The sequence below is a fragment of the Kordia jejudonensis genome (genome assembly GCF_001005315.1).
GTDB lineage: Bacteria > Bacteroidota > Bacteroidia > Flavobacteriales > Flavobacteriaceae > Kordia > Kordia jejudonensis.
In genome coordinates this window covers 25501-50109 of the sequence record NZ_LBMG01000014.1, presented here as the reverse complement: position 1 = coordinate 50109, position 24609 = coordinate 25501, and the positions used below count along the sequence as shown (strand labels likewise).

Sequence of the window (24609 nt, the reverse complement as noted above, 5' to 3'; positions counted from 1 at the left end):
TCTAATTTATGCAAAATTGTTGGTTTTTCACATTATTCTGCTGCTGGATAATTATCATCCCAGTTTTTCGGTTTTGGATCGTGTAGTTTTCCTAACGACTTTGCTACCAACATCGAAACTGTTGCGTCTCCTGTAACGTTTACCGTTGTTCTACACATATCTAAAGGCCTGTCAATTGCAAAAATTAGTGCCAATCCGATTGGTAATAATGCTGGATCAAATCCTACAGATTCTAACACAATAACCAACATAACCATTCCTGCACTTGGAACTGCCGCACTTCCAATAGATGCCAATAATGCAGTAAATACGATGATTAATTGCACTTCCAACGTGATGGCTTCAGGCGTTAATACTTGCATGATGAAAACTGCCGCAATAGCTTGATACAAACTTGTTCCATCCATATTAATGGTAGCGCCAACAGGCAATACAAATCCTGAAACTTCTTTGTCAACACCTAAATGTTCCTCCACTCTTTCCATCGTAACAGGCAATGTCGCTGCACTTGAACTGGTTGAAAATGCTAATAATTGTGCAGGACTGATTTGTTTTAAAAACCATAATGGCGATTTTTTCGTGTATACACTTACAAGTACCAAATAGAACACAATCATTAATAACAATCCAAAAACGACACATAAACCATATGACAATAGTTTGAGTAAAATTTCAGGATCATCAAAGGCGACAATAACGTTTGCCAATAAAGCAAATACCGCATATGGTGCAAAAAGCATGATTAAATCTACCATTTTCATGACGACTTCATTGAGCGAATCAAATATATCAATCATGGGTTTTGCTTGTTTTTCAGGAATGAGCAATAAACAGATTCCAACAAATAAAGCAAAGAATATAATTTGAAGCATTTTAGCATTCCCTAACGCTTCAAAGATGTTTTTTGGAAATATATCAACCAATGCTTGTAATGGTCCTGCATCGTTTTGCGCCGCCGCTTTTTGTAATTTATCATTCACACCATCGGAAGTTGCATATTTTTCCTTGATTTTTTCAATGGTTTCTTGTGGCATTCCAACACCAGGTTTTACCGTGTTTACAATTCCTAAACCGATAATAATTGCCACAAGCGTCGTCACAACATAAATGGCAATGGTTCGCAATCCCATCTTTTTTATTTTAGCAATATCTTTTAAATCAGATACACCTTTTATCAACGAAGCCAAGATTAATGGTACCGCAATTAGTTTTAATAAGTTGATGAAAATTGTTCCAAACGGTTTTACCCATCGACTGATAAAATATTCTGCGCGTGTGGTTTGTATTTCTTTGGCATCAATAGCTTTTACAGTAGTAACGACTTCTCCATTGACAATTTCTTGAACGATTTGTTCGGAAGCTGGAATTGTTTTGGTCGTAATCATTTCACTTCCCCAAGAAGTAGAAAGCAGAATGAACGAGAACAAAATTCCCAATACCATTCCTATTAAAATTTTCCAATGTAATGCCATTTTTTTCATATTGAGTATGTTTCTGTTCTGTTGACTATTTTTTGTTGGTGTTTGGTGTAAATATAGATGAAATTGGTTTTCTTAGTAAGAGTATGACCAATCCGACTAAAATATATAAAAAGTTTGTAATTAAATTTAACTGTAGTGTTTCTGGCGATTTGTCTACTGAAAAAATACGACTATTCACATTCGATTTAAATAATACATAACCATCGATCAAAATAAAAGGAATCGTATAAAATAGCATATACAATCCCATTATAGCAATGGCAATTTCTATAATATATGCACTATCTGCTTTAGAAAAATCGAAGCGTTCTGTTGAAAAACCGCAATCTAGCCGTAAAAACTTCGCTAAAGTTTCCGAATGAGAAATCATAAAATAAATAATCGCAAAAAACAATAATATACAACCGATAAACCAAAAATGATCTGATAAATGATCTGTAGTACTATAAAAAATCAACTCTAATACTAATGGCAAGATTCCGTCAATAAAAAAGTAAATTCCCATGATTTTAAGAACCATTATAAAAAAATCTTTTACGGTCATTTTTTTATGGTTTTATTGAGTAAATAATAATCTGCTAATACCAATGCTGCCATGGCTTCCACAATGGGCACAGCTCTTGGTACAACACACGGATCGTGACGTCCTTTTCCTGTCATTTCTACAATTTCGCCATCTTTATTGATGGTTTCTTGGCTTTGCATAATGGTTGCCACTGGTTTGAATGCTACAGAAAAGTAAATATCCATTCCGTTACTGATGCCACCTTGAATACCGCCAGAAAGATTTGTTTTGGTACTTCCGTCAGCGTTAAATATATCGTTGTGCTGACTTCCTTTCATCTTTGCGCCTTCAAATCCGCTTCCGTATTCAAAACCTTTTACCGCGTTGATCGATAACATTGCTTTTCCGAGTTCGGCGTGCAATTTATCAAATACAGGTTCGCCCAAACCAACAGGAACGTTTTGCAATACGCAGGTAATCGTTCCGCCAATGGTATCGCCTTCTTTGCGAATTTCTCTAATTTTAGCTTCCATTTCAGCCGCTTTATCAGGATCTGGACAACGTACAGGATTACTTTCCGTAAGATTGAAATCGAGTTCTTGATAAGGTTTATCTAATGATATTTCGCCAACCGACGATACAAAAGCATTAATTTTGATGTCTGAAAGGAATTGTTTTGCAATTGCGCCCGCTACGACTCTGGAAGCCGTTTCACGTGCCGAACTTCTTCCGCCACCACGATAATCGCGATGTCCGTATTTTTGATCGTATACATAATCGGCATGTGATGGACGATAGGTTTCTTTTATATGTGAATAATCGCGTGATTTCTGATTGGTATTGTGAATTGCAAATCCGATTGGAACGCCTGTAGTTTTTCCTTCAAAGATTCCTGAGTAAAATGCTACAGTATCAGGTTCTTTACGCTGTGTTACTATGGCTGATTGTCCTGGTTTTCTACGATTCATTTCTTCCTGAATCATGTCTAAATCTAATGTGATTCCTGCTGGACAGCCATCTATAATACCACCAATTGCGGTTCCGTGCGATTCTCCAAAAGTGGTTAATTTAAATAGTGTTCCAAAGGTATTTCCTGCCATAGTCTTTTTTTATCAAATGTAAATTTAATCTAACAGATTCAAAAACCCAACTAATGCTTAAAATTAACTTAACATTTCAGATAATTCCTTTATATATTATTAACATTCAAGCAACTAAGCTTAACAGTATTTTTTCATGAAACCATTGGCTTTATTATTTATTTGCGGTGTGAAAAATGATTTTTTGAAAAAACGAAAAATAGACCTCGCAGTCATCTCCGATGTTCATTTAGGAACCTACGGCTGTCACGCCGATGAATTACTTTCCTACTTGAATAGTATTGATCCAAAAAAGATTATTTTGAATGGCGATATCATTGATATTTGGCAGTTTAGAAAACGTTATTTTCCAAAATCGCACTTAAAAGTAATTAAGAAACTAATCGATTTTTCCACGAAAGGCGTTGAAGTTATTTATATTACAGGAAATCACGATGAATCGTTACGACGCTTTTCAGAGACTACCTTAGGTAATTTTTCATTAGTTGACAAACTTGTGTTAGAACTCAACGGGAAAAAAGCATGGTTTTTTCACGGCGATGTATTTGATGCCTCTATTCAAAATGCCAAATGGATTGCCAAACTTGGAAGTTGGGGTTATGATATGTTGATTCGCTTAAATCGTTGTATCAATTGGTTTTTGCTTAAAATTGGACGCGAAAAGTATTCGTTATCAAAAAGAATTAAAAATAGCGTCAAAAAAGCAGTCAAATATATCAACGATTTTGAAAAAGTTGCTGCTGATTTGGCGATTGATAATGGATACGAATATGTAGTTTGCGGACATATTCATCAGCCACAAATGGAGAAGAAAACCAATAGAAAAGGTTCATGTGTATACTTAAATTCAGGCGATTGGGTTGAAAACTTAACGGCTTTAGAATATCACAGAAACCGTTGGAAACTCTACCGTCATTCCGAAGATCGCTTGACAGCTTTTTATGCAGATGAAGAACTAAAATCAATGGATTATAAAGATTTGTTGGCAGCAATTACTATTATAGAAAGTCCGAAAAAGTAGTTTTTCATTTGAAGAATACATTTGTACATTTTACATTTATCTTTCTGATTTTCAATCTATAAATTTTTTGAGTTACTAAATTTTTTTTTTGGGTTAATCCAAAATTCCATATGGTCTAATTTTGCTTAAAAAAATTCAACACTATGGAACCTGTAGAAATGTTAAAACTAACTTTAATCGTTTTTGGAATTTTCATTACCCTAACTATTATTACCAAAATTGCTGGTGTACGCTCGTTTGGTAAACTATCTTCTATTGATTTTATTTCAATTATTTCAATTGCTTCCGTATCAATTTCGCTGCTATCGAGTAGTAAATATACATTGGTTGAAGGTTTTATTATGTTAGTTACAATTACTTTATTTCAGTGTTTATTTGTTTTTTTACTTAGTAAAAGCAAAGTATTTCAGCACTATTTTGCAAACAAAACTAAAATTGTAATGTGGAATGGTAAAATTCTAGAAGAACGATTGAGAAAATCAAATATTAGCAAAAGCGACTTTATGTTGAAGCTCAAAAAGGCTAATATTTACGAATTTCACGAAATTAAAGCTGTTATTTTAGAAAATACTGGTGATATTTCGGTTGTGTACAAAAGAGAACACAAGGAGATGCATCAACAGGTTTTTAGCGATGTTAGCGTATAAATCCGTAAGAATCGAGTGATTTTCTGAAACTTCTAAATTCACAATCGCACTTTCAAAATTTATAACAAAGCGCGTCGCAAGATCGTAATTGGATGCAATGCTTCTTTTTGCGTTCCATCTTTTATTTGATGACGACAACTGGTACCATTTGCTGCTAACAATGTATCAACAGAAGCCGCACGCACAGCTGGAAATAACGTTTGCTCGCCAACATTCATGCTGACTTCGTAATGTTCTTCTTCATATCCAAACGAACCTGCCATGCCACAACATCCTGAAGCAATAATAGTTGGTTTGTAGTTTTTTGGAAGGTTTAAAATGTCATACGTACATTTCTGATTCGACAAAGATTTTTGGTAACAATGCACATGTATTTTGACCTCTTTTGCTTCTCCTGTAAATGCAGCTGAAGTAATTTCGCCTGATTCGATTTCTTTGGCTAAAAATTCTTCAATTAGATACGAATGTGTTGCAATACTTTTTGCCGCTTCTTTATCATCCGCCAAACGAATATATTCGTCACGAAACGTTAAAATTGCAGAAGGTTCTATTCCGACCAAAACAGCATTTTCATTGATCAAATTCTTGAATATTTCTACATTCGCATTCGCTGCTTTTTTAGCTTCAGACAGAAAACCTTTGGATATAAATGTACGTCCACTTTCTTCATGCTTTACATACTTGATTTCGTATCCTAATTTGGATAAAACAATTAATGCATCTTGACCAATGTCAGATTCTAGATAATTTGTAAATTCATCACTAAAAAGATATACTTTTTTAGATTTTGATATATTATTATTTAATTGATTTAATGATTTTTGAAGTATTTTATCTAAAGTTTTACTTGAATTAATTGGTAATGTACGTTCTTGTGCAACTCCTAAGCGTTTTTTAATAATTTTTGACGTAAAACCATTCGTTTTTACAAAGTTAGAAATACTTGAAAAGTTACTTGCCAATTTGTTTGATTTGGTAGAAAATGCAAACATTTTATCACGAAATGTAGGTTTGTTTGATTTGTAATATTGATGTAAAAATTCTGCTTTTAACGCCGCAACATCTACATTACTTGGACATTCACTTGCGCAAGCTTTACAGCTCAAACACAAATCGAAAACTTCTTTTAATTCAGGGTGATCAAATTTGTTTTCCTTGTCCGATTGCGTCAAATATTCACGCAACGCATTTGCACGCGCACGTGTCGTATCTTTTTCATCTTTGGTTGCTCGGTAACTTGGACACATGGTACCTGAGAACGAAGCAGGTTTTCTACAATCGCCCGAACCATTGCATTTTTCGGCGGCTCGCAAAATTCCTTCATTATCAGAAAAATCAAAAAGTGTTTCAATCTCAGGTTCTTCTCTATCAATTTCATACCGCAACGACGTATCCATTTTTGCCGCATCCACTATTTTCCCAGGATTGAATATGTTTTTCGGATCAAAAACTTGTTTTACTTCTTTCAGCAATTCATAGTTCTTCTCTCCTATCATAATCGGAATAAACTCTGCGCGCACAATTCCGTCACCATGTTCTCCACTAAACGAACCTTTGTATTTTTTGACCAATTTAGCCACATCACGTGTGATTTTTCGGAACAATACTACATCTTCTTGCTTCTTTAAATTCAATATTGGACGCAAATGCAATTCTCCCGCACCAGCATGTGCATAATACACGGCTTGTTGCTCATATTTCTTCATCAATTCTGAAAACTCAGCAATGTATGGCGCCAAATCAGGCAATGCTACGGCTGTATCTTCAATACATGCCACTGCTTTTCGATCGCCAATGATGTTTCCTAACAATCCTAAACCAGCTTTGCGCAATTCCATCGCTTTGCCAATTTCGTTTCCTCGCAATATTGGATAATGGTAACTTTTGCCTTCTTCCTGCAAAGACGTAATTAGTGCTTTGGTTTGGTTTGCTAAGTCGTTTTCGTCTGTTGAGCGTAATTCTAGTAGTAAAATTGCTTGTGGATCGCCTTTTACGAAGAATCTGTTTTTGGCTTGCGCCAGATTTGACTTGGTACAATCTAAAATGATTTTATCCATCATTTCACAGGTATACAAATTGTGCTTCATGGTCAACGAAACCGATTGCAAACAATCTTCGATACTTTCATAATGCGCTGCAACTACACAATGACGTTCTGGTGGCAATACATCTAATTGCAGCTTTATTTTTGTGGTAAATGCTAGCGTTCCTTCACTTCCTGAAAGCAATTTACACATATCAAACGTTTCACTTTCTTTGTTGAAAGGTGCAAAATACAAGAGTTCATCAATAGCATATCCTGTATTTCGTCTGTGAATTTCAGGCTTTGGAAATTCAATTCGAATTCGCGCCTGATTATTAGAATCACTCAGTGTTTCGTAAATTTTTTGATAAATTTTCCCTTCTAAAGATGCTTGATTTCGTTTTTCGTGAAAAGCTTCTGTAGAAATCGTTTCAAACATTACTTCACTTCCGTCAGATAATAAGGTTTCTAGTGAAATGACTTTGTCACGTGTGACGCCATATTGAATGGAAGTTGTGCCTGAAGAGTTATTTCCGACCATACCGCCAATCATACAACGATTTGATGTAGACGTATTTGGACCAAAAAATAAGCCAAACGGTTTTAAATATTGGTTTAATTCATCACGTACAACGCCAGGTTCAACCGTAACTGTGCGTTCAGTTTCATTGATGTCTAAAATTCTTGTAAAATGTTTGGAAACATCTACTACAATTCCTTCTCCAACACATTGTCCAGCCAAGGAAGTTCCTGCGGTTCGTGGTATTAATGATACATTTTCATTCGTCGCAAAATCGATCAATAATTTTAAATCGTTCGTGTCTTTTGGATAGGCAACCGCCAATGGAATTTTTCGATATACAGAAGCATCTGTAGCATATAATATTTTATGCAAATCATCATAAAAGAGTGTTCCTGATAAGTTGTTTTTTAAGACTTCTAATTTTGAATTCATGCTACGGTATTGAATGCTTTCTATATTAATTTTAGCAATATATACTTATTTTTTCAGTTATAATATTACAATGAAATTTTAGCTTAAGTATATTGTAAATAGATAAAATATACTTTTATGACATCACTTTTTGGGCGTTGGCATGCTATTGGCTGAATTTCATCTGAAAACAACAAAAATAAACAGAAAGAGATGAAAAATTTAGTGATTTTAAGTATTTTATTTTTTGGATATGTTGCAACAGCGCAAGACATTTCAGACCATGCTATTGGATTACGACTAGGTGGTAATAACGGATTTGGTACTGAAATTTCATATCAACTTGGATTGAGCGATACCAATCGTTTGGAACTCGATTTGGGCTGGAAAGATAGCGACGAATTTGACGCATACAAATTAACAGGATTGTACCAATGGGTTTGGAATATTGATGGCGGATTTAATTGGTATGCTGGCGCTGGTGGCGGATTTGGAAGCTGGAATAGCAACCGAGGCGCTACTAATGACGGCTTTTACGCGTTTGTAGCTGGCGATGTTGGTATTGAGTATGATTTTGACTTTCCACTACTCCTTTCATTAGATTTTAGACCAGAAATAGGCTTTGTAAAAGGGTTTAATAATGATCTTGATTTTGATCTGGCTTTGGGAATTCGTTATCAATTCTAATTTTACTAGCGTAATTATATACATTTAGTTAAATTTGCGACTTAATTTAAATCATAGTAAATAAAAATGTATATGAACGTGAAAAAGGTATTTTTAGTTGCATGCATCTTGAGTGTATTCCTATTTATTTCTTGTGGTACGCAAGAAAGTGGAGATAATTCGTATAGTGTAGAAACCTCAATAAATGGTATTCCTGACGGAGTTCGTGCTTTTCTAAAGGTGCCAAATGAAAAAGGGCAACCAGTTTCAAAAGATACGGCTATTGTTCAAAATGGGAAGTTTACGTTTTATGGTACTTCTGAGTTTCCTGAAATGGGTTTTATTTATGTAAATGGAGCACAAGGAAATGTAACATTTATTTTAGAGAAAGGTGATGTAAAGGTTGAAGCTGACAGAAGTAATTTGATGGAAGCAAAAATTTCTGGAGGAAAGCACAACCAAGAATATGCAAACTTTTTAAAGAGTTCTGAAGATATTTCTAAAAAAATAAAATCTGTAAATCAACGTTATGCAGTTGCTACGAAAAGTAAAGATACTGCACTGATAAAGAGCTTAAAAGCACAATCGGATGCTTTACAAAAAGAAGGAACAGAATATCAAAAAAACTATGTAAAAGATCATCCTGATTCGTATATTTCACTTCAAATCATCAATAGAATGTTAAACTACAAAGTTATTGATGTGAAAGAAGCCAAAGCTTTTTATGACAAACTTCCTAATGACTTGAAGAAAACGAAAGTTGCTGAAGATTTAAACTTGAAAGTTCTTGAAGCAAAAAGAGCCGCTGTAGGTTCTGTAGCGCCTGATTTTAAAGCGCCAAATCCTGATGGAGAACTCATTTCCATGTATGATATTAGAGGAAAAGTAACCATTGTTGATTTTTGGGCAGCTTGGTGTGGACCTTGCCGAAGAGAAAATCCAAATGTGGTAAATATTTACAATAAATACCATAAAGATGGTTTAGAAATCATTGGTGTTTCGTTAGATGGACGACAAGGACAACGTGATGCAAAGCAAGCTTGGATAAAAGCTATTGAACAAGATGGATTGCCTTGGCATCAAGTTTCTAATATTGCTGGATTTAGAGACAAAATTGCTAGAAACTACAATGTACGCGCGATTCCTGCTACTTTTATTTTGAATGAAAAAGGAGAAATTGTTGCTAAAAATTTACGTGGTGCGCAATTGGAAGCAAAAGTAAAAGAGTTGCTAGGAAAGTAATTCAGAATTCTGTATTCTAATTTTTTTAAAGTGTATAAAAACTGATTTTCAGCACCTTAAATTTTAATTTAAAAAAACGCTCAAATTTTATTTGCACGTGTTAAAAACAATAGTATATTTGCAACCGATTTTGAAACAAAAATCGATGGCAATGGGGAGATACTCAAGCGGCCAACGAGGGCAGACTGTAAATCTGCTGACTATGTCTTCGCAGGTTCGAATCCTGCTCTCCCCACATCAAGCAAGAAACCACGTCGTATGACGTGGTTTTTTTGTTTTAGAGCAAAGTCAAACAACATTTAAACTTTGAAATAAAACAAAAAAAGCAAAGCAGCGAAAGCTGTGGTTTTCTTATTTGCAGAAGTGGCGAGAAAGGTTCATGAAATCATCCTGCTTTAAGAGCAAAACCAAACAACGTTTGAACTTTGAAATAAAACAAAAAAAGCAAAACAGCGATAGCTATGGTTTTCTTATTTGCAGAAGTGGCGAGAAAGGTTCATGAAATCATCCTGCTTTAAGAGCAAAACCAAACAACGTTTGAACTTTGAAATAAAACAAAAAAAGCAAAACAGCGATAGCTATGGTTTTCTTATTTGCAGAAGTGGCGAGAAAGGTTCATGAAATCATCCTGCTTTAAGAGCAAAACCAAACAACGTTTGAACTTTGAAATAAAACAAAAAAAGCAAAACAGCGATAGCTATGGTTTTCTTATTTGCAGAAGTGGCGAGAAAGGTTCATGAAATAATCCTGCTTTAAGAGCAAAACCAAACAACGTTTGAACTTTGAAATAAAATAAAAAAAACAAAACAGCGAAAGCTGTGGGTTTCTTATTTGCAGAAGTGGCGAGAAAGGATCATGAAATAATCCTGCTATTAGAGCAAAACCAAATAACATTTGAGTTTTGAGATAAAGCAAAAAATACAGGTCTAAATCCCAAAATTTTGTTCATTTTACGAATATATATTCAAATTACTCACAACGTCACTCTGTCTCAAAACTAATTTTACCTTCTTGAAATTACAGTATTTTAGTTTTCTCAAAAATACTCCTCCAAATATTTGAATCAAAATATGAAGTTTTAAGATAATCTTACGGTCTAAGCTATGATTAGTTGTGTAGTTTAGCGATTAGCTTTACAAGTATATACCAAGTAGGAAATTCCGCTAAATTTCAAAAGCAGGCGAGAACAAACAATTATTGATAGCCATTGTTGGATTTAGTTATTCCTTAATTGTTTGGGTATATTTTGGTTCTTTAATTTGAATTCCAACAAATCTAATGGAATAAAATTTTCTTTGAATAATTTATCATTAAATACTTTTAGAGACATTTTTCCTGTATCTACAAGTTCTTCTTTTAGACGCATAAACTGAAGTCCTCCAATTAAATAATCAATTGGATATGAATTGACTGCTCTGTTGGCTTCGGCAATAGCAACAAAATCATCTGCTCCAACTTTATTTTTAAAAAATGAAATACATTGTTCTTTAGTCCATTTTTTTGTGTGGTAATTAATGGAAGTAATAACTCTAGCGGCTCGTAATTTTTGAAAAAATAACATCCCCAACTTATCTTCATTAGTTTTTGCAAACCCTTTCTCATATAATAAGAGTTCCCAATAAAAGGCCATACCTTCACTCCATAAAGCACTAAAATTATAGCTTTTTCGGTACGGCTTTTTCACATCTTCCATGTAATATTGCATAAAGTGGCCAGGGATGAGTTCATGAAAAATAACTGAGCGTGCAAAATGAGGATTGTTCATTCTCATGATTTGTAGTTTATCAACCTTGTTCATTTCTAAAGTTGGATAAGAAATCAATAAATTTGGACCACCAAGGAAAAAAGGTGCGCGTTGCTGAAGAAAACCTGGTACCATACCAATTGACCAAGTTTCTTTTAAAATATCGGGAATTGTAACAAGTTCTTTATCTTCAATAAAATCCAAGGCTTCATTTTGTAATCTTTGCACTGTTTTGGGCTGCTCTCCAAGTGCCACATAAGAATTTTTAACTTTTTCATAGGCTTGTTTCCAATCGGTTTCAAATCCCATTGCTTCGCTTATTAGCTCTGTTTCTTTTTGACTTTTGTTGAAAAATTCTTCACTAATTTTATAAATCTCATCTACGGAATAAGGTAAATGCCTAACAGAGGTAAGCTGTTGTTGAAGTTTATCTTTTCCCAAGTATTGTGCTTCTGATATTTTAAATTGTTTTGAAACAATCGCACTTAAAGAGTCTAACTGCATCTCATAAGCAGATTTGTATTTACTTGTTTCAACATAGTAATTAGGTAGATATTCATCAAATTGTTTAGACAAAAACGCAAGTGCATCTTTTTGGTTTCCAATCATTTCCATTACTATTTGTCTTTCTTTAAGACTAAAAGGACTCGCTTGGTTTGCAATCGTTTTTATTTTGAGATTGATTTCCTGAGAGGCTTTTTCAAGCTGTTGTGCAAATTCTTTGGGTATTGGCGTTGTTCCTTGTTGACTTGCTGTGGCAGTTTCAATGATAAATCGCCCAGCTTTTCCCCATTGACCTACAGCCTTGATATCGTTAAATTTATGCTGTAATTTTTCTAAGTCAACTTCAATTCGTCTTTTTAACAATTGATAATCAATTTGTTGATCAATACTTAAATTTTCATAATCGATCAAAGTCAACATATTGCTGAAATGATGGCAGTTTTTTATTGAGCGTTTAACATATTGAGTGGTTGCATGATACTTATAAAAATTATTTAATCTCTCAGTGTTTACATTATAATTAATTAAGATTTCAGATATTTTCACATCGTTTATATCATTGATATTTTTCCGCGTAAAATCCTCGTTAGTACAATTGAAAAAGGTAGAAAGAAATCCAAAAAGTATTAAAATTCTATATTTATCCATGTTTATATTTAATTAAACCTAACGTATTTGAGTATGTTTAATTGTGTGTTTAAGCAACTAATTTTGTGAACAAAAGAAATACAAGGAAATTCTGAAGGAATTCTAAAAGCGTACTCTAATTGACAATAATTTATACATGGTGTTCAACGAATTTATTTTTCTTCTGTTAGTCTTAAAATTTTATCGTTTTTTAAATCGAATATAAAATCGTCGATATTTCAATATTGTATTGGTTTTCTTAGTTGCAAAAGTGGCGAGAAAGGTTCATGAAATAATCCTGCTTTAAAATGAGATGACAGAATTCTCTTAAAAGTTGAGTTTACCAATTATTTTTTTCAATGATTTCAGATAGATATTTTAGTTCGTCTTCCCATAAATCATTGGTTCCCATTTGTTCTCTAAATTGTAGTATTCCACTTTTTGCATTTATAATTGCATCTTTAAACCATGGAAATTCTTGTGTACAAGACATTAATTTCGCCATTCCTCTTAAACTTTGGTCATTTTTTAACAACCAAAAAGCATGTTGACTTCTAAAGTATGGACAATGATAAAATTCTTCAGCAGCTTTTTCCCAAGTAGCTTCATCTGTAAGATCATTTGACAGTAAACCAACCGCATATACAGAAGAATTAAGTATGTCGTTGTTAAAATCAATGATTTCTATACTATTGATCTCCTCTTTATCCCATTCTTTTAGCTTGCTATTTTTGAGAATGTCTTCGTATATTTCATGAGCTTCATCATGCTTACTTGTAAGATGTAATGAATCAGCCAACGCAATTTGTGCATATTTGTGATCATTTTCTATTTCCAACGCTTTTTTTGCCAATGAAATGCTTTCCTCGTAATTACTTAGAAAAAAATGACACTTTGCCAAAGAGGCTAAAAAATCGACATTTTCAAAATCGGCATCAACAGCATATGAATCGCTAAATGACAAAGCTTTTTCAGGATATCGATCTATTACAAACCTATTTATTATTTGAGCATTTGACATTTCATGTAAGTAAATTTCATCAACTGCTGAAAAAATAACACTTCGTCTATCCCAAATAGATTGAATGGTTTTCCACTCATTGTAAGCGCCTTCAAAAGCGTATGAAGGTGGAATAACGTTGCCTTTTTTATCTTTAAATTCGTATTCAATTCTTCCAGTCGGAACTCCAAAATATCGCTTAAGCGCATCATCAAAATCTGAAGTAAACGCTTTGTCTTCCACTATTTTTTTCTTTCCAAATAATCTTTTAAACATCGTTATTTTATAATTATTTTTGCAGTTTCTCAATATGATTTGCCAACGCCTCTCCTACTTCTTTGTGTCCCTTTTTGTTCCAATGTGCATCTTCATCAAAATAAGATGATTCACTCAATACAGGCATCGGATCAAAGAAATCTATATTGCGTTTCGTAAGTTCTGTTTGAATGGCTTTGTAGACATTATCGCCTTTAATGACTTCTTGAATTTTATCTTTTAATTCAGGATGAATGTGCGGATTTTTCTTAGAGAAGAAATAATTCTGTGGAATTAGCAATACCGTTAGTTTTCCGCCACGTTTCGAAATCATGTTGTCAAGTTCTTGCAACGCAATAATTCCTCTATTGTTTTCAATACTTTCCTGTCCCGTTTCTAACGCAATACTGTTTGGAACATTTGGCAACAGATTTTCAAACAACACCGCTCTGTAATGCGATCTATTGATCATTTTTACAACTAATTTTGTAAAATAACTGTATTTAATCAATTTATTTATCGGAAAAATATACAGTTTTGGAGCGTTATAAATTGAACCTTCTTCCGAAATCATTCGCATCGGAATTTCCAAATTATTAGTGGTTCTATCATAGTTTGTTTCTTGAATATCCGAAGCTAAATCGTTCCCAATATACATTCCAACGACAACATGTTTTGCTTGTAAATCTTTATTGTTTCGAATGAAAAATTCATAATGTTCTGGTTGAAAACCACTTAGGTAAGCATAATTTGCAACTTTATATTTTTGTAATGAATCTGAAGCTGCCAGTATGTTAGAGTAGCGTTCATCAACTTCTACACCATGACCAAATGTAAATGAGTCACCAAAGAAAGCAATATCAACTTCATGATTTTCTAGTGTTTCATTTTCACGCAAACCTTTCGCATTTGTTTTAACAGATACGTTAAATTCACGATAAGCCCAACGCGATTCGTAGTTTTCTTTTACAGGAACAACAGCCGTTTGTATAGGTTGTATGACGCCTTCATCGTTTTGTTGTTTGTAAATTGTTAACGGAATATGTGTATACGAAGAAGTATTTTCCGTAGTTGTTGAACTGGATGATGAAGTCACTCGCAATACAATATATGAACCGATTTCGAGTAAAATCAACGTTATGACAAAGATGATGGAATACTTTTTTAGCGTATGTAAGAAGTTCTTCATGCGTTTCTGATGTTTAAATTTTCCCCGTTTTGATCATTACAAACAACGCAATAATTGGCAATGCCAGCGCAATTACGATAAATGTGTCTGTTTGTATAATACTACTCCGAAGCGCCAATGTGATGACAAATCCTGCAATAGCGCCACCAAAATGTGCATCATGACCTATATTGCCAAGTTGTTTTTTCATTCCATAGATTGAAAATACCAAGTATAAAATTCCAAAGATCCATGCTTTTATCGGAATTGGTATAAACATTAAATACAACTCCATATTTGGGTATAACAAGATCGCCGCATAAAGAATTCCCGTCACAGCGCCACTGGCACCTAAAGCTGTATACGCGTAGTTATTTTGATGAAAAAAGAAAGATAACAAGCTTCCCAAGAGCAAGCTTGCCATGTAAATTAAGACAAAGTTAAATTGCCCAAAATTCATGATTACAATATCTGCAAAAAAGTACAACGTAAGCATGTTAAAGAACAAATGTGGTGGATTGGCATGTAGAAATCCTGAGGTAATCATTCGGTAATGCTGTCCGTTTTGGATTGCGCCAATATTGTAAATATATTTGTTTCGAAATTCGTAATCGTCAAATCCTTTGATGGATACCAACACGTTTGCAATAATAATTACAATGGTTACCAATTCTAAATTCATCATAAATAGCCTTTATTAAGTGTCAAATATAGCTATATTTGTCAAAATTTAGCACACATATGCAGCTTATCGCGTTCATTATTATATATCCAATTCTTTGGTTGATTTCTATTTTACCGTTTCGTTTGCTTTACTTGTTTTCTGACTTTTGCTACCTTCTTGTGTATTATGTAATAGGATACAGAAAAAAAGTAGTTCGAGAAAACTTACAATTGACTTTTCCTGAAAAGAGCGATGCCGAGCGTTTAAAAATTGAAAAGAAGTTTTATCATCATTTGTGTGATATGTTTCTGGAAATGATAAAATCGCTCACAATTACCGATGCGCAGTTACGCAAGCGTTTTACATTCCCGAATATTGAAGTGTTAAACGAGTATGAAAAACAAGGACAGAGCATTATTTTGATTTCTGGACATTATGCCAATTGGGAATGGATGAATATTGTAAAAGAGTATGTTTCACTTCACGGTTACGGCATTTATAAACGACTCACAAACAAGTATTTTGATAAGTTAGTGCGTGACATCCGCGAGAAGCGAAATTCTACCTTAATTACAACAAAAGAAACGTTTAAAACGATTCGAAAGAATCAAGAGATTAATAAATTGGCAATTTATTATATGGTAAGTGATCAATCGCCAAAGCCGTTGCCGCATTATTATTGGACAAAGTTTATGAACATTACAGTTCCGTGTTTTAATGGTTCTGAAATTTTAGCACGTAAAGTAAATATGCCGTTTATTTATTTTAAGATTGAAAAAGTAAAGCGCGGACATTACCAAGGAACATTTATTCCGCTAACGCCTGAAGGAATTGAAAATTATCCTGAAAACGAACCTACAGAATTGTTCTATAGAGAGTTAGAAAAACAATTATATGAAGCACCAGAATATTATTATTGGGTTCACAAACGTTGGAAACACCGCGATAAAGTGCCGCCAGAATATCAACAATAATTAAAGAACTCTGCCTTCTTTTGCTGCTTTTGCATCTAGTGAACTACCAACGGCAACACCTATTGCTATCCCAATTGGTAAACCCAATGCTACATTTCCAAAAGCTACGCCCCATGGCATTCCAAGTGCTACTCCTAAAGCAATCCAAATACCTATATAATAACCTTTATTCACAAGTTTGTGCTTTGAAGTCGCTGTATTCTTAATTTTTGCTTTCTTTTTGATAAAATCACGTCGTAGTTTTTTATCTTGAAAACCTGTTATTGACGGAATTGCTGCTACAAGTGCGTCCATTTGCTGTTGAAAATCTCGTAAATCTTCTGGAGATGCGGCATGAGTTGCCATTTTTTCTAACAAACGTTTCAAATAATCCGTTTCTACTTTTTTATGTAACGTTTCAGAGAATGAAGCTGTTTTGTCGTCTAAACTGCGAATTGTCTTTTCTTTCCAAATTGTATAAGTGGTTTCCATAATGCAATAAGTTGTATGTATTGTAAAATAGGTAGCGCAATGCAAAGTATTGTTACACTTTAATAGTATTAAAATAATTCGCAACTCCCATTTTAACAAAGATATTGAAAGTAATTGTACTTCCGTGATTCAATTATGTGCATTTGAGTCAATCATTCAAGTGATACCGTCAAGTTAAAAAATTTCACATACTTAATTTTACACTTAACCATAAAAACAAATATTATGTCAATTTTAATCATTATTTTAAACATTATTTTTCCACCTGTAGCTGTTGCTATCAAACACGGATTGAGTACAACTTTGTTAGTTAGTATTTTATTAACGTTATTAGCTTGGTTACCAGGCGTTATACATGCATTTATCGTAAACAAATAATATACAATATGCCGCTTTTCCGATTCATTTCACGTCTCATTGACGATGAAGATCCTGTAATAGTAATGCCTTTTGGTGGTTATGCAAATGATAAAACAATTCATGCCCAAGCGCGTGTTCTGGAAGATGAAGGCATTACACATTCGCAGGAAGATAGTTTCATCAAAAATTTTTATAATTCTTACAAACGATTTGAAAGTGATGAAATAGAAGATGCGCATGTAAAAGTGACCATTCAAGATATTACATACAACTTAGTATCTGATAATGAAGGGTATATTTACATCGATGCGCCGCACAATACAGCGCGCGCATCTCTTGATGAAACGGAGTGGATTCCAATTAAATACGAGCTTATTTTAGATGGAAAAGTTACACATACCGTAGAAGACGCTATCATGTTTCCAAGTGCGAAAGCTTCGTTCGGAATTATTTCAGACATGGACGATACGGTTATTGATACTGGGCTTTCATCTACATTGAAATGGAAAGTAGTGGTAAATTCGTTTTTTAAACACAGCAACAATAGAATACCATTGCAAGGTTCGCATGAGTTTTATACCAAACTACACAAAGGTGGCGACGGAAAACGAGAAAATCCATTTTTTTATCTTTCAAACAGTCCGTGGAATTTACACGAATATTTGGTCGATTTTTTAAAATTTCACGATTTTCCAAAAGGAACACTTTTACTGCGTGATATTGGCTTTGAAAACAAGAAAAAAGAAAGCTTTTTAGAAAGAAATAAGTTTGTGAAAATTTCGCATATTCTGAACACGTATCCCGATATGCCGTTCATTTTGATCGGTGATGCCGTAGATTTAGATCATGAAATATATGTTGAAATTGCGCGACAGTTTCCCAACAGAGTGCATACAATTTACATCCGTACAGTGCAGAATGAACGAAAAATGCAACACGTAAAAGCACTTGTAGAAGCAAATACAGATATCAATGTAATCTTAATTGAACACACCGATGAAGCCATGGTACATGCAAAAAAACAGCAACTGATATCCTAACGCTTCATGAAAAAATCACTTCAAATTCTTAGTATTGTACTTGTCATTTTGATCGCCGTCATTTATATGCGATTAGCAAGTGCTGATAATACTTTTGAGACTTGTACAATTCACAATATTAAGGATCTGAATGATACAAATTTTAAAAAACATGATACCGTGTTGGTTAGTGCAAGTTCGTTGTACGAATCTGATTTATTAAAATCGCTTTTGCAAGGAGATAATTATCGCGAAGCATGGACGGCAAAAGTAAAACTGCCAATTGTATTTTTAGATACACTTTTTGGTGGAGTTGAAATTTTAAAAGAAGGTGGCGGGAAACAAACACATTCATTGCGTATTAGAAGCAAAAAAAACGGCATTGAATACACACTGAGAAGCATCAACAAGAGTCCAGAAAAATTAGTACCTGAATTTGCCAGAATATTAAACTTAGAAAATATCATCATCGATGGAATTTCCTCTCAACATCCATATGCAGCGCCAGTAGTTGCAAGACTTTCTGACAATGTGAAAATTCCGCATACACATCCAAAACCTATATTTTTACCCAAACAAAAAACCTTAGCTTCCTACAATGAAAAGTATGGCAATCGCTTGTACTTATTAGAATATGAAACTGAAGGTGATGCCAATTGGACAAGCTATGAAAATGCTACCAAACTGGTAGATACTGAAAAATTGCAAGAGCTAAAAATGGAGTTGAAAAACCGTTTGAAGATCGATAAAGCAAGTTTGGTAAGAGCTCGGTTATTTGATTTGGTTATTGGCGATTGGGATCGACATGCCAAACAATGGGGCTGGGCCATTTCAAAAAATGATTCACTTTACACGGCTTATCCAATTCCTGGAGATCGTGACAATGCTTTTTTTAATACAAGTGGATTGATTCCTAGTATTTTAACTAATGAAAACGTCATTGAAGAGTTACGTCCTTTTCAAAATGATATTGAATACATGGAAGGACTTATCTATGATTTTGATGTGTATTTTTTACACAATACTTCAGAAGAAATCTTTACTGGACAGGCCAATTATATACAAACTCACTTAACAGATGACGTTATTGAAGATGCACTTCGTTATTGGAATGAAGAATTGTATGCTCTATATGCCAATGATATAGCTGATAAAATCAAAGCTCGACGCGATCAATTGGTTGATTTGGCTAAAGAATTTAAACGTATATTGGATGCAAAACCATTATTGCAAGAACCACTAAAAGGTAGCGAACGCGAAGATGTAAACGCTAACAAACTGAAATGCTTTGAATGTTAACTGTTTTATATAAAGAAAGCCATCCATTTGGACAGCTTTCGTAATATATAATATTATAAAATGATTTACAGATTTGCGATAGCAGCAATTTCTTTCATAATTTTCTGAGCCAAGTCGTCCGCTTCTTGTTGTGATTTTGCTTCTGTATAGATTCTGATAATTGGTTCCGTATTCGATTTACGTAAGTGTACCCAGTTTTCAGCAAAGTCAATCTTTACACCATCAATTGTAGTTACATTTTCACTTGCATACTTCTCTTCCATTGCTTTTAAAATTCCATCAACATCCAATTCAGGTGTCAATTGAATTTTATTTTTACTCATAAAGTAACTTGGGTAACTATCGCGTAATTCACGAACTGTCATTTTCTTTTCAGCCAAATGTGTTAAAAACAAAGCGACTCCTACAAGTGAATCACGTCCGTAATGTGAATCTGGATAAATGATTCCGCCATTCCCTTCTCCACCAATAACCGCATTGGTTTCTTTCATTTTTATGACAACATTTACTTCTCCTACCGCACTTGCTTGGTACGTTCCGCCGTGTTTTTCAGTTACATCACGCAATGCTCTAGAAGACGATAAGTTAGACACTGTATTTCCTTTTACCTTTCCTAACACGTAATCTGCGCACGCAACTAATGTATATTCTTCGCCAAACATTTCGCCGTCATCACATATAAATGCCAAACGATCCACATCTGGATCAACCACAACTCCGAAATCTGCCTTTTCTTTGACAACCAATTCCGAAATGTCCGTTAAATGTTCTTTTAATGGTTCAGGATTGTGTGGAAAATGTCCGTTTGGTTCGCAGTACAATTCCACTACATCAACATTTAATGCGCGTAATAGTTGCGGAATGGCAATTCCTCCAGTAGAATTTACACCATCAACAACCACTTTAAAATTGGCTTTTTTGATTACTTCTGCATCAACAAGTGGAAGATTTAGTACTTCTTCAATATGTTTGGTAATGTACGTATCATTTGGTGTTACGGTTCCTAAATCGTCTACTTCGGCAAAATCGAAATCGTCACTTTCGGCAATTTCTAAAATTTGCGCTCCATCAGCTCCATTTAGGAATTCTCCTTTATGATTCAAGAGTTTTAATGCATTCCATTGTTTTGGATTGTGACTTGCCGTTAAAATAATTCCGCCATCCGCTTTTTCTAAAGGAACGGCAACTTCTACCGTTGGTGTTGTTGATAATCCAAGATCAATGACATCAATTCCTAAACCAACTAAGGTATTGACTACTAAACTTTGAATCATAGCTCCAGAAATTCTGGCATCTCTTCCAATAACTACAGTAAGTTTTGATTTGTTATATTCTTTTTTCAACCAAGTTCCGTAAGCACTTGCAAATTTTACTGCATCAATTGGCGTTAAATTGTCGCCAACATTTCCTCCGATCGTTCCACGAATTCCTGAAATTGATTTGATTAAAGTCATAATTATCTTATCTAAATTTATTTTTTAGTTTTAAAAATGGTTTTTCAAAGTACACATATGAAAAATGCGATACTATCAATGTTACTCCAAACACAAGTCCATACGAAAGTAGCACAATTACAATGGCTGGCATGTCAATTTTGGCTACTAATTTAAGCAATAACAATCCTACCAATTGCATCACTAAAGGATGATACATATATATTCCGTATGATATTTTTCCTAAATAATTCAACGAAGCATTTCGTATCGTAATCACAGGTTTGTAACTTAGGGTCAATATTACAAAACTAAATAATACCATGCTTATAAAGTGGTATAAATTTATATTAATTCCTTTGATGATATCTGTGCAAAAGTAAAGTATAAAAAGTGCTAGAATACCAATTTTCAAGTATTTATGTATTGCATTACCCAAATTATATCGTTCGTGAAGTATGGCAAACAAACCGCCTGCTGAAAAATAGAAAAACAGAAAATCGAATCGTTTTAAAAACGGAAATATATCACTTGCAAATAACGCAAAGTAAACAATCGTAAAAAAGAGTAAGAATTTTATAAAAAATTGCTTGCGTAAAAACAGTAATATTGGCGGAGTTAGTAAATAAAATTGTTCTTCTAGTCCAATGGACCATAATATTTCAAGTACGCCACCAGGATGATATAAAACGGTTCCAACATTGGGCATGAAAAACGTAAATAACAAGATAGCATTTACAATATTATAATCGTTCTCATACGGAATTCCAACAAGATCCAACACTACATTGTAGTATAAAAATCCTGTGATCATAATCACAAAATACAGCGGGTAAATTCGTAAAATACGCCGCATGTAAAAGTTTTTAATGTCAATTTTCCCTTTGTTAACTACTTCTTTGTACAGCAAGCGAATAATTAAAAATCCACTTAATACAAAAAAAACATATACAGCTTCTAAACCTCTATGAAAAATAGCACCATCATTAAAATATGGCAATTCTCGATTTCTGAAAAATTCTGGAATATGAAAAACCATCACAAGAAGCGCTAATAGAAAACGCAAAGGATTTAAATTGGGAAGCATCAAGGATGTTTTTTTTACAAATATAATATTCTTAGAAAAATATTCTTATTAAATTTAACAAATGAACTTCTTAGCACATATTTACCTTTCTCATAATAATGATGAAATTACAATTGGAAATTTTATAGCCGACAGCATTCGTGGGAAAAAGTATAAAGAATATCCACTTCAAATTCAACGTGGAATTTTGTTGCACAGACACATAGACACATTTACAGATGCGCATCCTACAGTGCGTCAAAGTACCAAACGTCTGCATAAAAATTACAGTCATTATAGCGGTGTTATTGTAGATATTCTATACGATCATTTTTTGGCTAAAAATTGGGAAAAATACTCCACTATTCCACTTGAAACTTTCGCCAATGACTTTTATAATTTATTAGAAGATAATTTTGAAATGCTTCCGCAGAATGTACAACGCATGCTTCCATACATGATTCACGATAATTGGTTGGTTAGTTATGCTTCTATTGAAGGAATTACAAAAGTGTTGGAAGGTATGAATAGAAGAACTCAAAATCGTTCTAAAATGAATTTGGCAGTTGTAGAGCTTCAAGAGTTTTATGATGAATTTGAAGCCGAATTCACATCTTTTTTCGACGAATTAATCGAATTTTCTAAACAAAAACTAAAAGAACTTTAACTATCTTTTCATGAAAAAACTACTCTTAATAAGCTCCTTTCTGCTCTTATGTATTTCTTGTAAAAAAGAGCAAACACAACAACCTGAAGCCAATGTTATTGGAGTTGTTTCTGAAAATGCAATGGTCGTTTCGGCTCGTGAAGAAGTTTCTGAAATTGGCAATTTGATTCTTCAAAAAGGTGGAAATGCTTTTGATGCCATGGCTGGAATTGAAATGGCGTTAGCGGTTGCTTATCCGTATGCAGGAAGTCTGGGCGGTGGCGGATTTATGGTTTATCGCTTGGATAATGGTGAAATTGGTACCTTAGATTTTAGAGAAAAAGCTCCTTTATTGGCAACTGAGAAAATGTATTTGGATGAAAATGATGAAGTTATTAAGGGAAAAAGTACGCTTGGCGCAATGGCCGTAGGAATTCCTGGAAATATTGCTGGCATATACGCTTCGCATGAAAAATATGGAAAATTGCCCATGAAAGATATTTTAGCGCCCGTAATTGCTTTGGCAAAAAAAGGTGTTATTGTCACTGAAAAACAAGAACTTAGACTTAAAAAGTATCGTGATTTCATTATTGAAGTCAATGGCGACAGTTCGCTTTTTGCTAAAGAATGGAAGGCAAATGATACAATTAAGCGTTTGCAATTGGCAAAAACACTAGAACGCATTCAAAAAAATGGACGCGACGAGTTTTATGATGGAGAAACTGGATATAAGCTGGTAGAATTTATGCAAAAATCTGGCGGAATTATGACCAAAAAAGATTTGAAGAATTACCAAGTACGATGGCGCAAACCAATCACATTTTCGTATGATGATTTACGTGTGATTTCGATGGCGCCACCTTCGAGTGGTGGATTTTGCTTGCAACAAATTATGAAAGCAATTGAACCGTTTCATTTGGATAGTTTAGGACACAATACCGTACAGTCAATTCAAGTCATTACTGAAGCGGAACGTCGTGCATATGCCGATCGCAACTACTTTTTGGGCGATCCAGATTTTGTGTCAATTCCAACAGAAACGCTCCTTAGTGAAACATATATTAACGAACGCATGTCAACTTTTTCATTTAAAAAAGCCACACCTTCTTCTGATGTTTCGCATGGAGTTATTGCGTTTACCGAAAGTGATGAAACTACGCACTACTCTATTGTAGATCCGTTTGGAAATGCGGTTTCGGTGACAACTACGATTAATGGAGCGTATGGTTCAAAACTGTATTGTGAAGAATTGGGTTTCTTTCTAAACAACGAAATGGACGATTTTAGTTCGAAACCTGGCGAACCCAATATGTTTGGACTTATTGGCGCTGAAGCGAATAAAATTGAGCCGCAAAAACGGATGTTGAGCTCTATGACACCAACGATTGTAGAAAAAAATGGCAAGTTGTTTATGGTGGTTGGAACACCTGGCGGATCCACAATAATTACGTCGGTTTTACAAACTATTTTGAATGTTCATGAATATGATATGGGCATGCAAGAAGCGATCAATCAGCCACGATTTCATCATCAATGGTTGCCTGATACTGTAAAGATGGAACCTGACGGATTTAGCGAAACCATTCGAAATGAATTAACGCAACTTGGTTATTTTATTGATGTAAGCGAAAGTATCGTCATTGGAAAGGTGGAAGGAATTTTAGTGCTTCCTGATGGAAAATTAGAAGGTGGCGCAGATCCTAGAGGCGATGATAAAGCTGTTGGTTTCTGATTGGTCTTGGGTTTTAGGTCGCTTGGGT

The 24609-nt window shown here is 34.1% G+C and carries 21 protein-coding genes and 1 tRNA gene; 11 read left to right on the top strand and 11 right to left on the bottom strand.

Annotated elements, in window-relative coordinates; all coding sequences use genetic code 11:
• Positions 1–32: 32 nt before the first annotated feature.
• The 3 genes from AA089_RS09760 to aroC are packed head-to-tail and all read right to left on the bottom strand — an operon-like array spanning position 33 to position 3086.
• Positions 33–1481 (bottom strand): dicarboxylate/amino acid:cation symporter, encoded by a 1449-nt coding sequence (locus AA089_RS09760; RefSeq protein ID WP_046756751.1) that lies wholly within the window; start codon positions 1479–1481, stop codon positions 33–35.
• A gap of 25 nt (positions 1482–1506) precedes the next feature.
• Positions 1507–2025 (bottom strand): hypothetical protein, encoded by a 519-nt coding sequence (locus AA089_RS09755; RefSeq protein WP_046756750.1) that lies wholly within the window; start codon positions 2023–2025, stop codon positions 1507–1509.
• The gene (gene aroC / locus AA089_RS09750; protein WP_046756749.1) at positions 2022–3086 is read right to left on the bottom strand and encodes a chorismate synthase; all 1065 of its coding nucleotides are present in this window, start codon (positions 3084–3086) and stop codon (positions 2022–2024) included. The genes AA089_RS09755 and aroC overlap by 4 nt, the downstream gene beginning before the upstream one ends.
• Before the next feature lie 184 nt (positions 3087–3270).
• Between aroC and AA089_RS09745 the strand changes: the two genes are divergently transcribed.
• On the top strand, positions 3271–4107 hold the full coding sequence (locus AA089_RS09745; protein ID WP_046756767.1) for a UDP-2,3-diacylglucosamine diphosphatase: 837 nt from the start codon (positions 3271–3273) through the stop codon (positions 4105–4107).
• Positions 4108–4250: 143 nt separating this feature from the next.
• Positions 4251–4754 carry a DUF421 domain-containing protein gene (locus tag AA089_RS09740; protein WP_046756748.1) on the top strand — a complete coding sequence of 168 codons (504 nt, stop codon included), beginning with the start codon at positions 4251–4253 and terminating at the stop codon, positions 4752–4754.
• 59 nt (positions 4755–4813) lie between these two features.
• Here AA089_RS09740 and AA089_RS09735 read toward each other — a convergent pair whose 3' ends face one another.
• Entirely contained in the window at positions 4814–7732 is a 2919-nt protein-coding gene (locus AA089_RS09735; RefSeq protein WP_046756747.1) for an FAD-binding and (Fe-S)-binding domain-containing protein, read from the bottom strand.
• A gap of 192 nt (positions 7733–7924) precedes the next feature.
• Between AA089_RS09735 and AA089_RS09730 the strand changes: the two genes are divergently transcribed.
• The 3 genes from AA089_RS09730 (at position 7925) to AA089_RS09720 (ending at position 9854) form a co-directional block, all read left to right on the top strand.
• Positions 7925–8398: a hypothetical protein gene (locus AA089_RS09730; RefSeq protein WP_046756746.1), complete on the top strand. Its 474-nt coding sequence runs from the start codon at positions 7925–7927 to the stop codon at positions 8396–8398.
• Between the two features lie 72 nt (positions 8399–8470).
• Complete coding sequence (locus AA089_RS09725; RefSeq protein WP_053002316.1) at positions 8471–9619, top strand: TlpA disulfide reductase family protein; 1149 nt, start codon at positions 8471–8473, stop codon at positions 9617–9619.
• Between the two features lie 153 nt (positions 9620–9772).
• A tRNA-Tyr gene (locus AA089_RS09720) sits at positions 9773–9854 on the top strand.
• A gap of 981 nt (positions 9855–10835) precedes the next feature.
• On the opposite strand, the gene AA089_RS09715 is transcribed toward AA089_RS09720, so the two are convergent.
• The 4 genes from AA089_RS09715 to AA089_RS09700 all read right to left on the bottom strand — a co-directional run bounded on the left by AA089_RS09715 (position 10836) and on the right by AA089_RS09700 (position 15602).
• Entirely contained in the window at positions 10836–12515 is a 1680-nt protein-coding gene (locus AA089_RS09715; protein WP_082113243.1) for a DUF885 family protein, read from the bottom strand.
• A gap of 319 nt (positions 12516–12834) precedes the next feature.
• Positions 12835–13770: a tetratricopeptide repeat protein gene (locus AA089_RS09710; protein ID WP_046756745.1), complete on the bottom strand. Its 936-nt coding sequence runs from the start codon at positions 13768–13770 to the stop codon at positions 12835–12837.
• Between the two features lie 13 nt (positions 13771–13783).
• Positions 13784–14938 carry an alginate O-acetyltransferase AlgX-related protein gene (locus tag AA089_RS09705; RefSeq protein WP_046756744.1) on the bottom strand — a complete coding sequence of 385 codons (1155 nt, stop codon included), beginning with the start codon at positions 14936–14938 and terminating at the stop codon, positions 13784–13786.
• Between the two features lie 13 nt (positions 14939–14951).
• Positions 14952–15602 (bottom strand): rhomboid family intramembrane serine protease, encoded by a 651-nt coding sequence (locus tag AA089_RS09700; protein WP_046756743.1) that lies wholly within the window; start codon positions 15600–15602, stop codon positions 14952–14954.
• A gap of 56 nt (positions 15603–15658) precedes the next feature.
• On the opposite strand from AA089_RS09700, the gene AA089_RS09695 reads away from it, so the two are divergent.
• The gene (locus AA089_RS09695) at positions 15659–16555 is read left to right on the top strand and encodes a lysophospholipid acyltransferase family protein (RefSeq protein WP_046756742.1); all 897 of its coding nucleotides are present in this window, start codon (positions 15659–15661) and stop codon (positions 16553–16555) included.
• Here the strand turns inward: AA089_RS09695 and AA089_RS24225 are convergent, their stop codons facing one another.
• A complete protein-coding gene (locus AA089_RS24225) occupies positions 16556–17026 on the bottom strand; it encodes a hypothetical protein (RefSeq protein WP_053002311.1) in 471 nt (156 codons plus the stop codon). It abuts the gene before it with no gap.
• A gap of 225 nt (positions 17027–17251) precedes the next feature.
• Between AA089_RS24225 and AA089_RS09685 the strand changes: the two genes are divergently transcribed.
• The 3 genes from AA089_RS09685 to AA089_RS09675 are packed head-to-tail and all read left to right on the top strand — an operon-like array spanning position 17252 to position 19704.
• On the top strand, positions 17252–17404 hold the full coding sequence (locus AA089_RS09685) for a YqaE/Pmp3 family membrane protein (protein ID WP_046756741.1): 153 nt from the start codon (positions 17252–17254) through the stop codon (positions 17402–17404).
• A gap of 8 nt (positions 17405–17412) precedes the next feature.
• Complete coding sequence (locus tag AA089_RS09680; protein WP_046756740.1) at positions 17413–18426, top strand: App1 family protein; 1014 nt, start codon at positions 17413–17415, stop codon at positions 18424–18426.
• Positions 18427–18432: 6 nt separating this feature from the next.
• The gene (locus AA089_RS09675; protein WP_046756739.1) at positions 18433–19704 is read left to right on the top strand and encodes a hypothetical protein; all 1272 of its coding nucleotides are present in this window, start codon (positions 18433–18435) and stop codon (positions 19702–19704) included.
• A 65-nt stretch (positions 19705–19769) separates the two neighbouring features.
• On the opposite strand, the gene glmM is transcribed toward AA089_RS09675, so the two are convergent.
• Together glmM and AA089_RS09665 are read right to left on the bottom strand one after the other, a co-directional pair.
• Entirely contained in the window at positions 19770–21158 is a 1389-nt protein-coding gene (gene glmM / locus AA089_RS09670; RefSeq protein ID WP_046756738.1) for a phosphoglucosamine mutase, read from the bottom strand.
• Between the two features lie 7 nt (positions 21159–21165).
• Positions 21166–22224, bottom strand: a complete 1059-nt coding sequence (locus AA089_RS09665; protein ID WP_046756737.1) for an acyltransferase family protein — start codon at positions 22222–22224, stop codon at positions 21166–21168.
• A gap of 61 nt (positions 22225–22285) precedes the next feature.
• Between AA089_RS09665 and AA089_RS09660 the strand changes: the two genes are divergently transcribed.
• Both AA089_RS09660 and ggt read left to right on the top strand, forming a co-directional pair.
• Complete coding sequence (locus AA089_RS09660; protein WP_046756736.1) at positions 22286–22870, top strand: acyl carrier protein phosphodiesterase; 585 nt, start codon at positions 22286–22288, stop codon at positions 22868–22870.
• Positions 22871–22880: 10 nt separating this feature from the next.
• On the top strand, positions 22881–24581 hold the full coding sequence (gene ggt / locus AA089_RS09655; RefSeq protein ID WP_046756735.1) for a gamma-glutamyltransferase: 1701 nt from the start codon (positions 22881–22883) through the stop codon (positions 24579–24581).
• Positions 24582–24609: the final 28 nt, after the last annotated feature.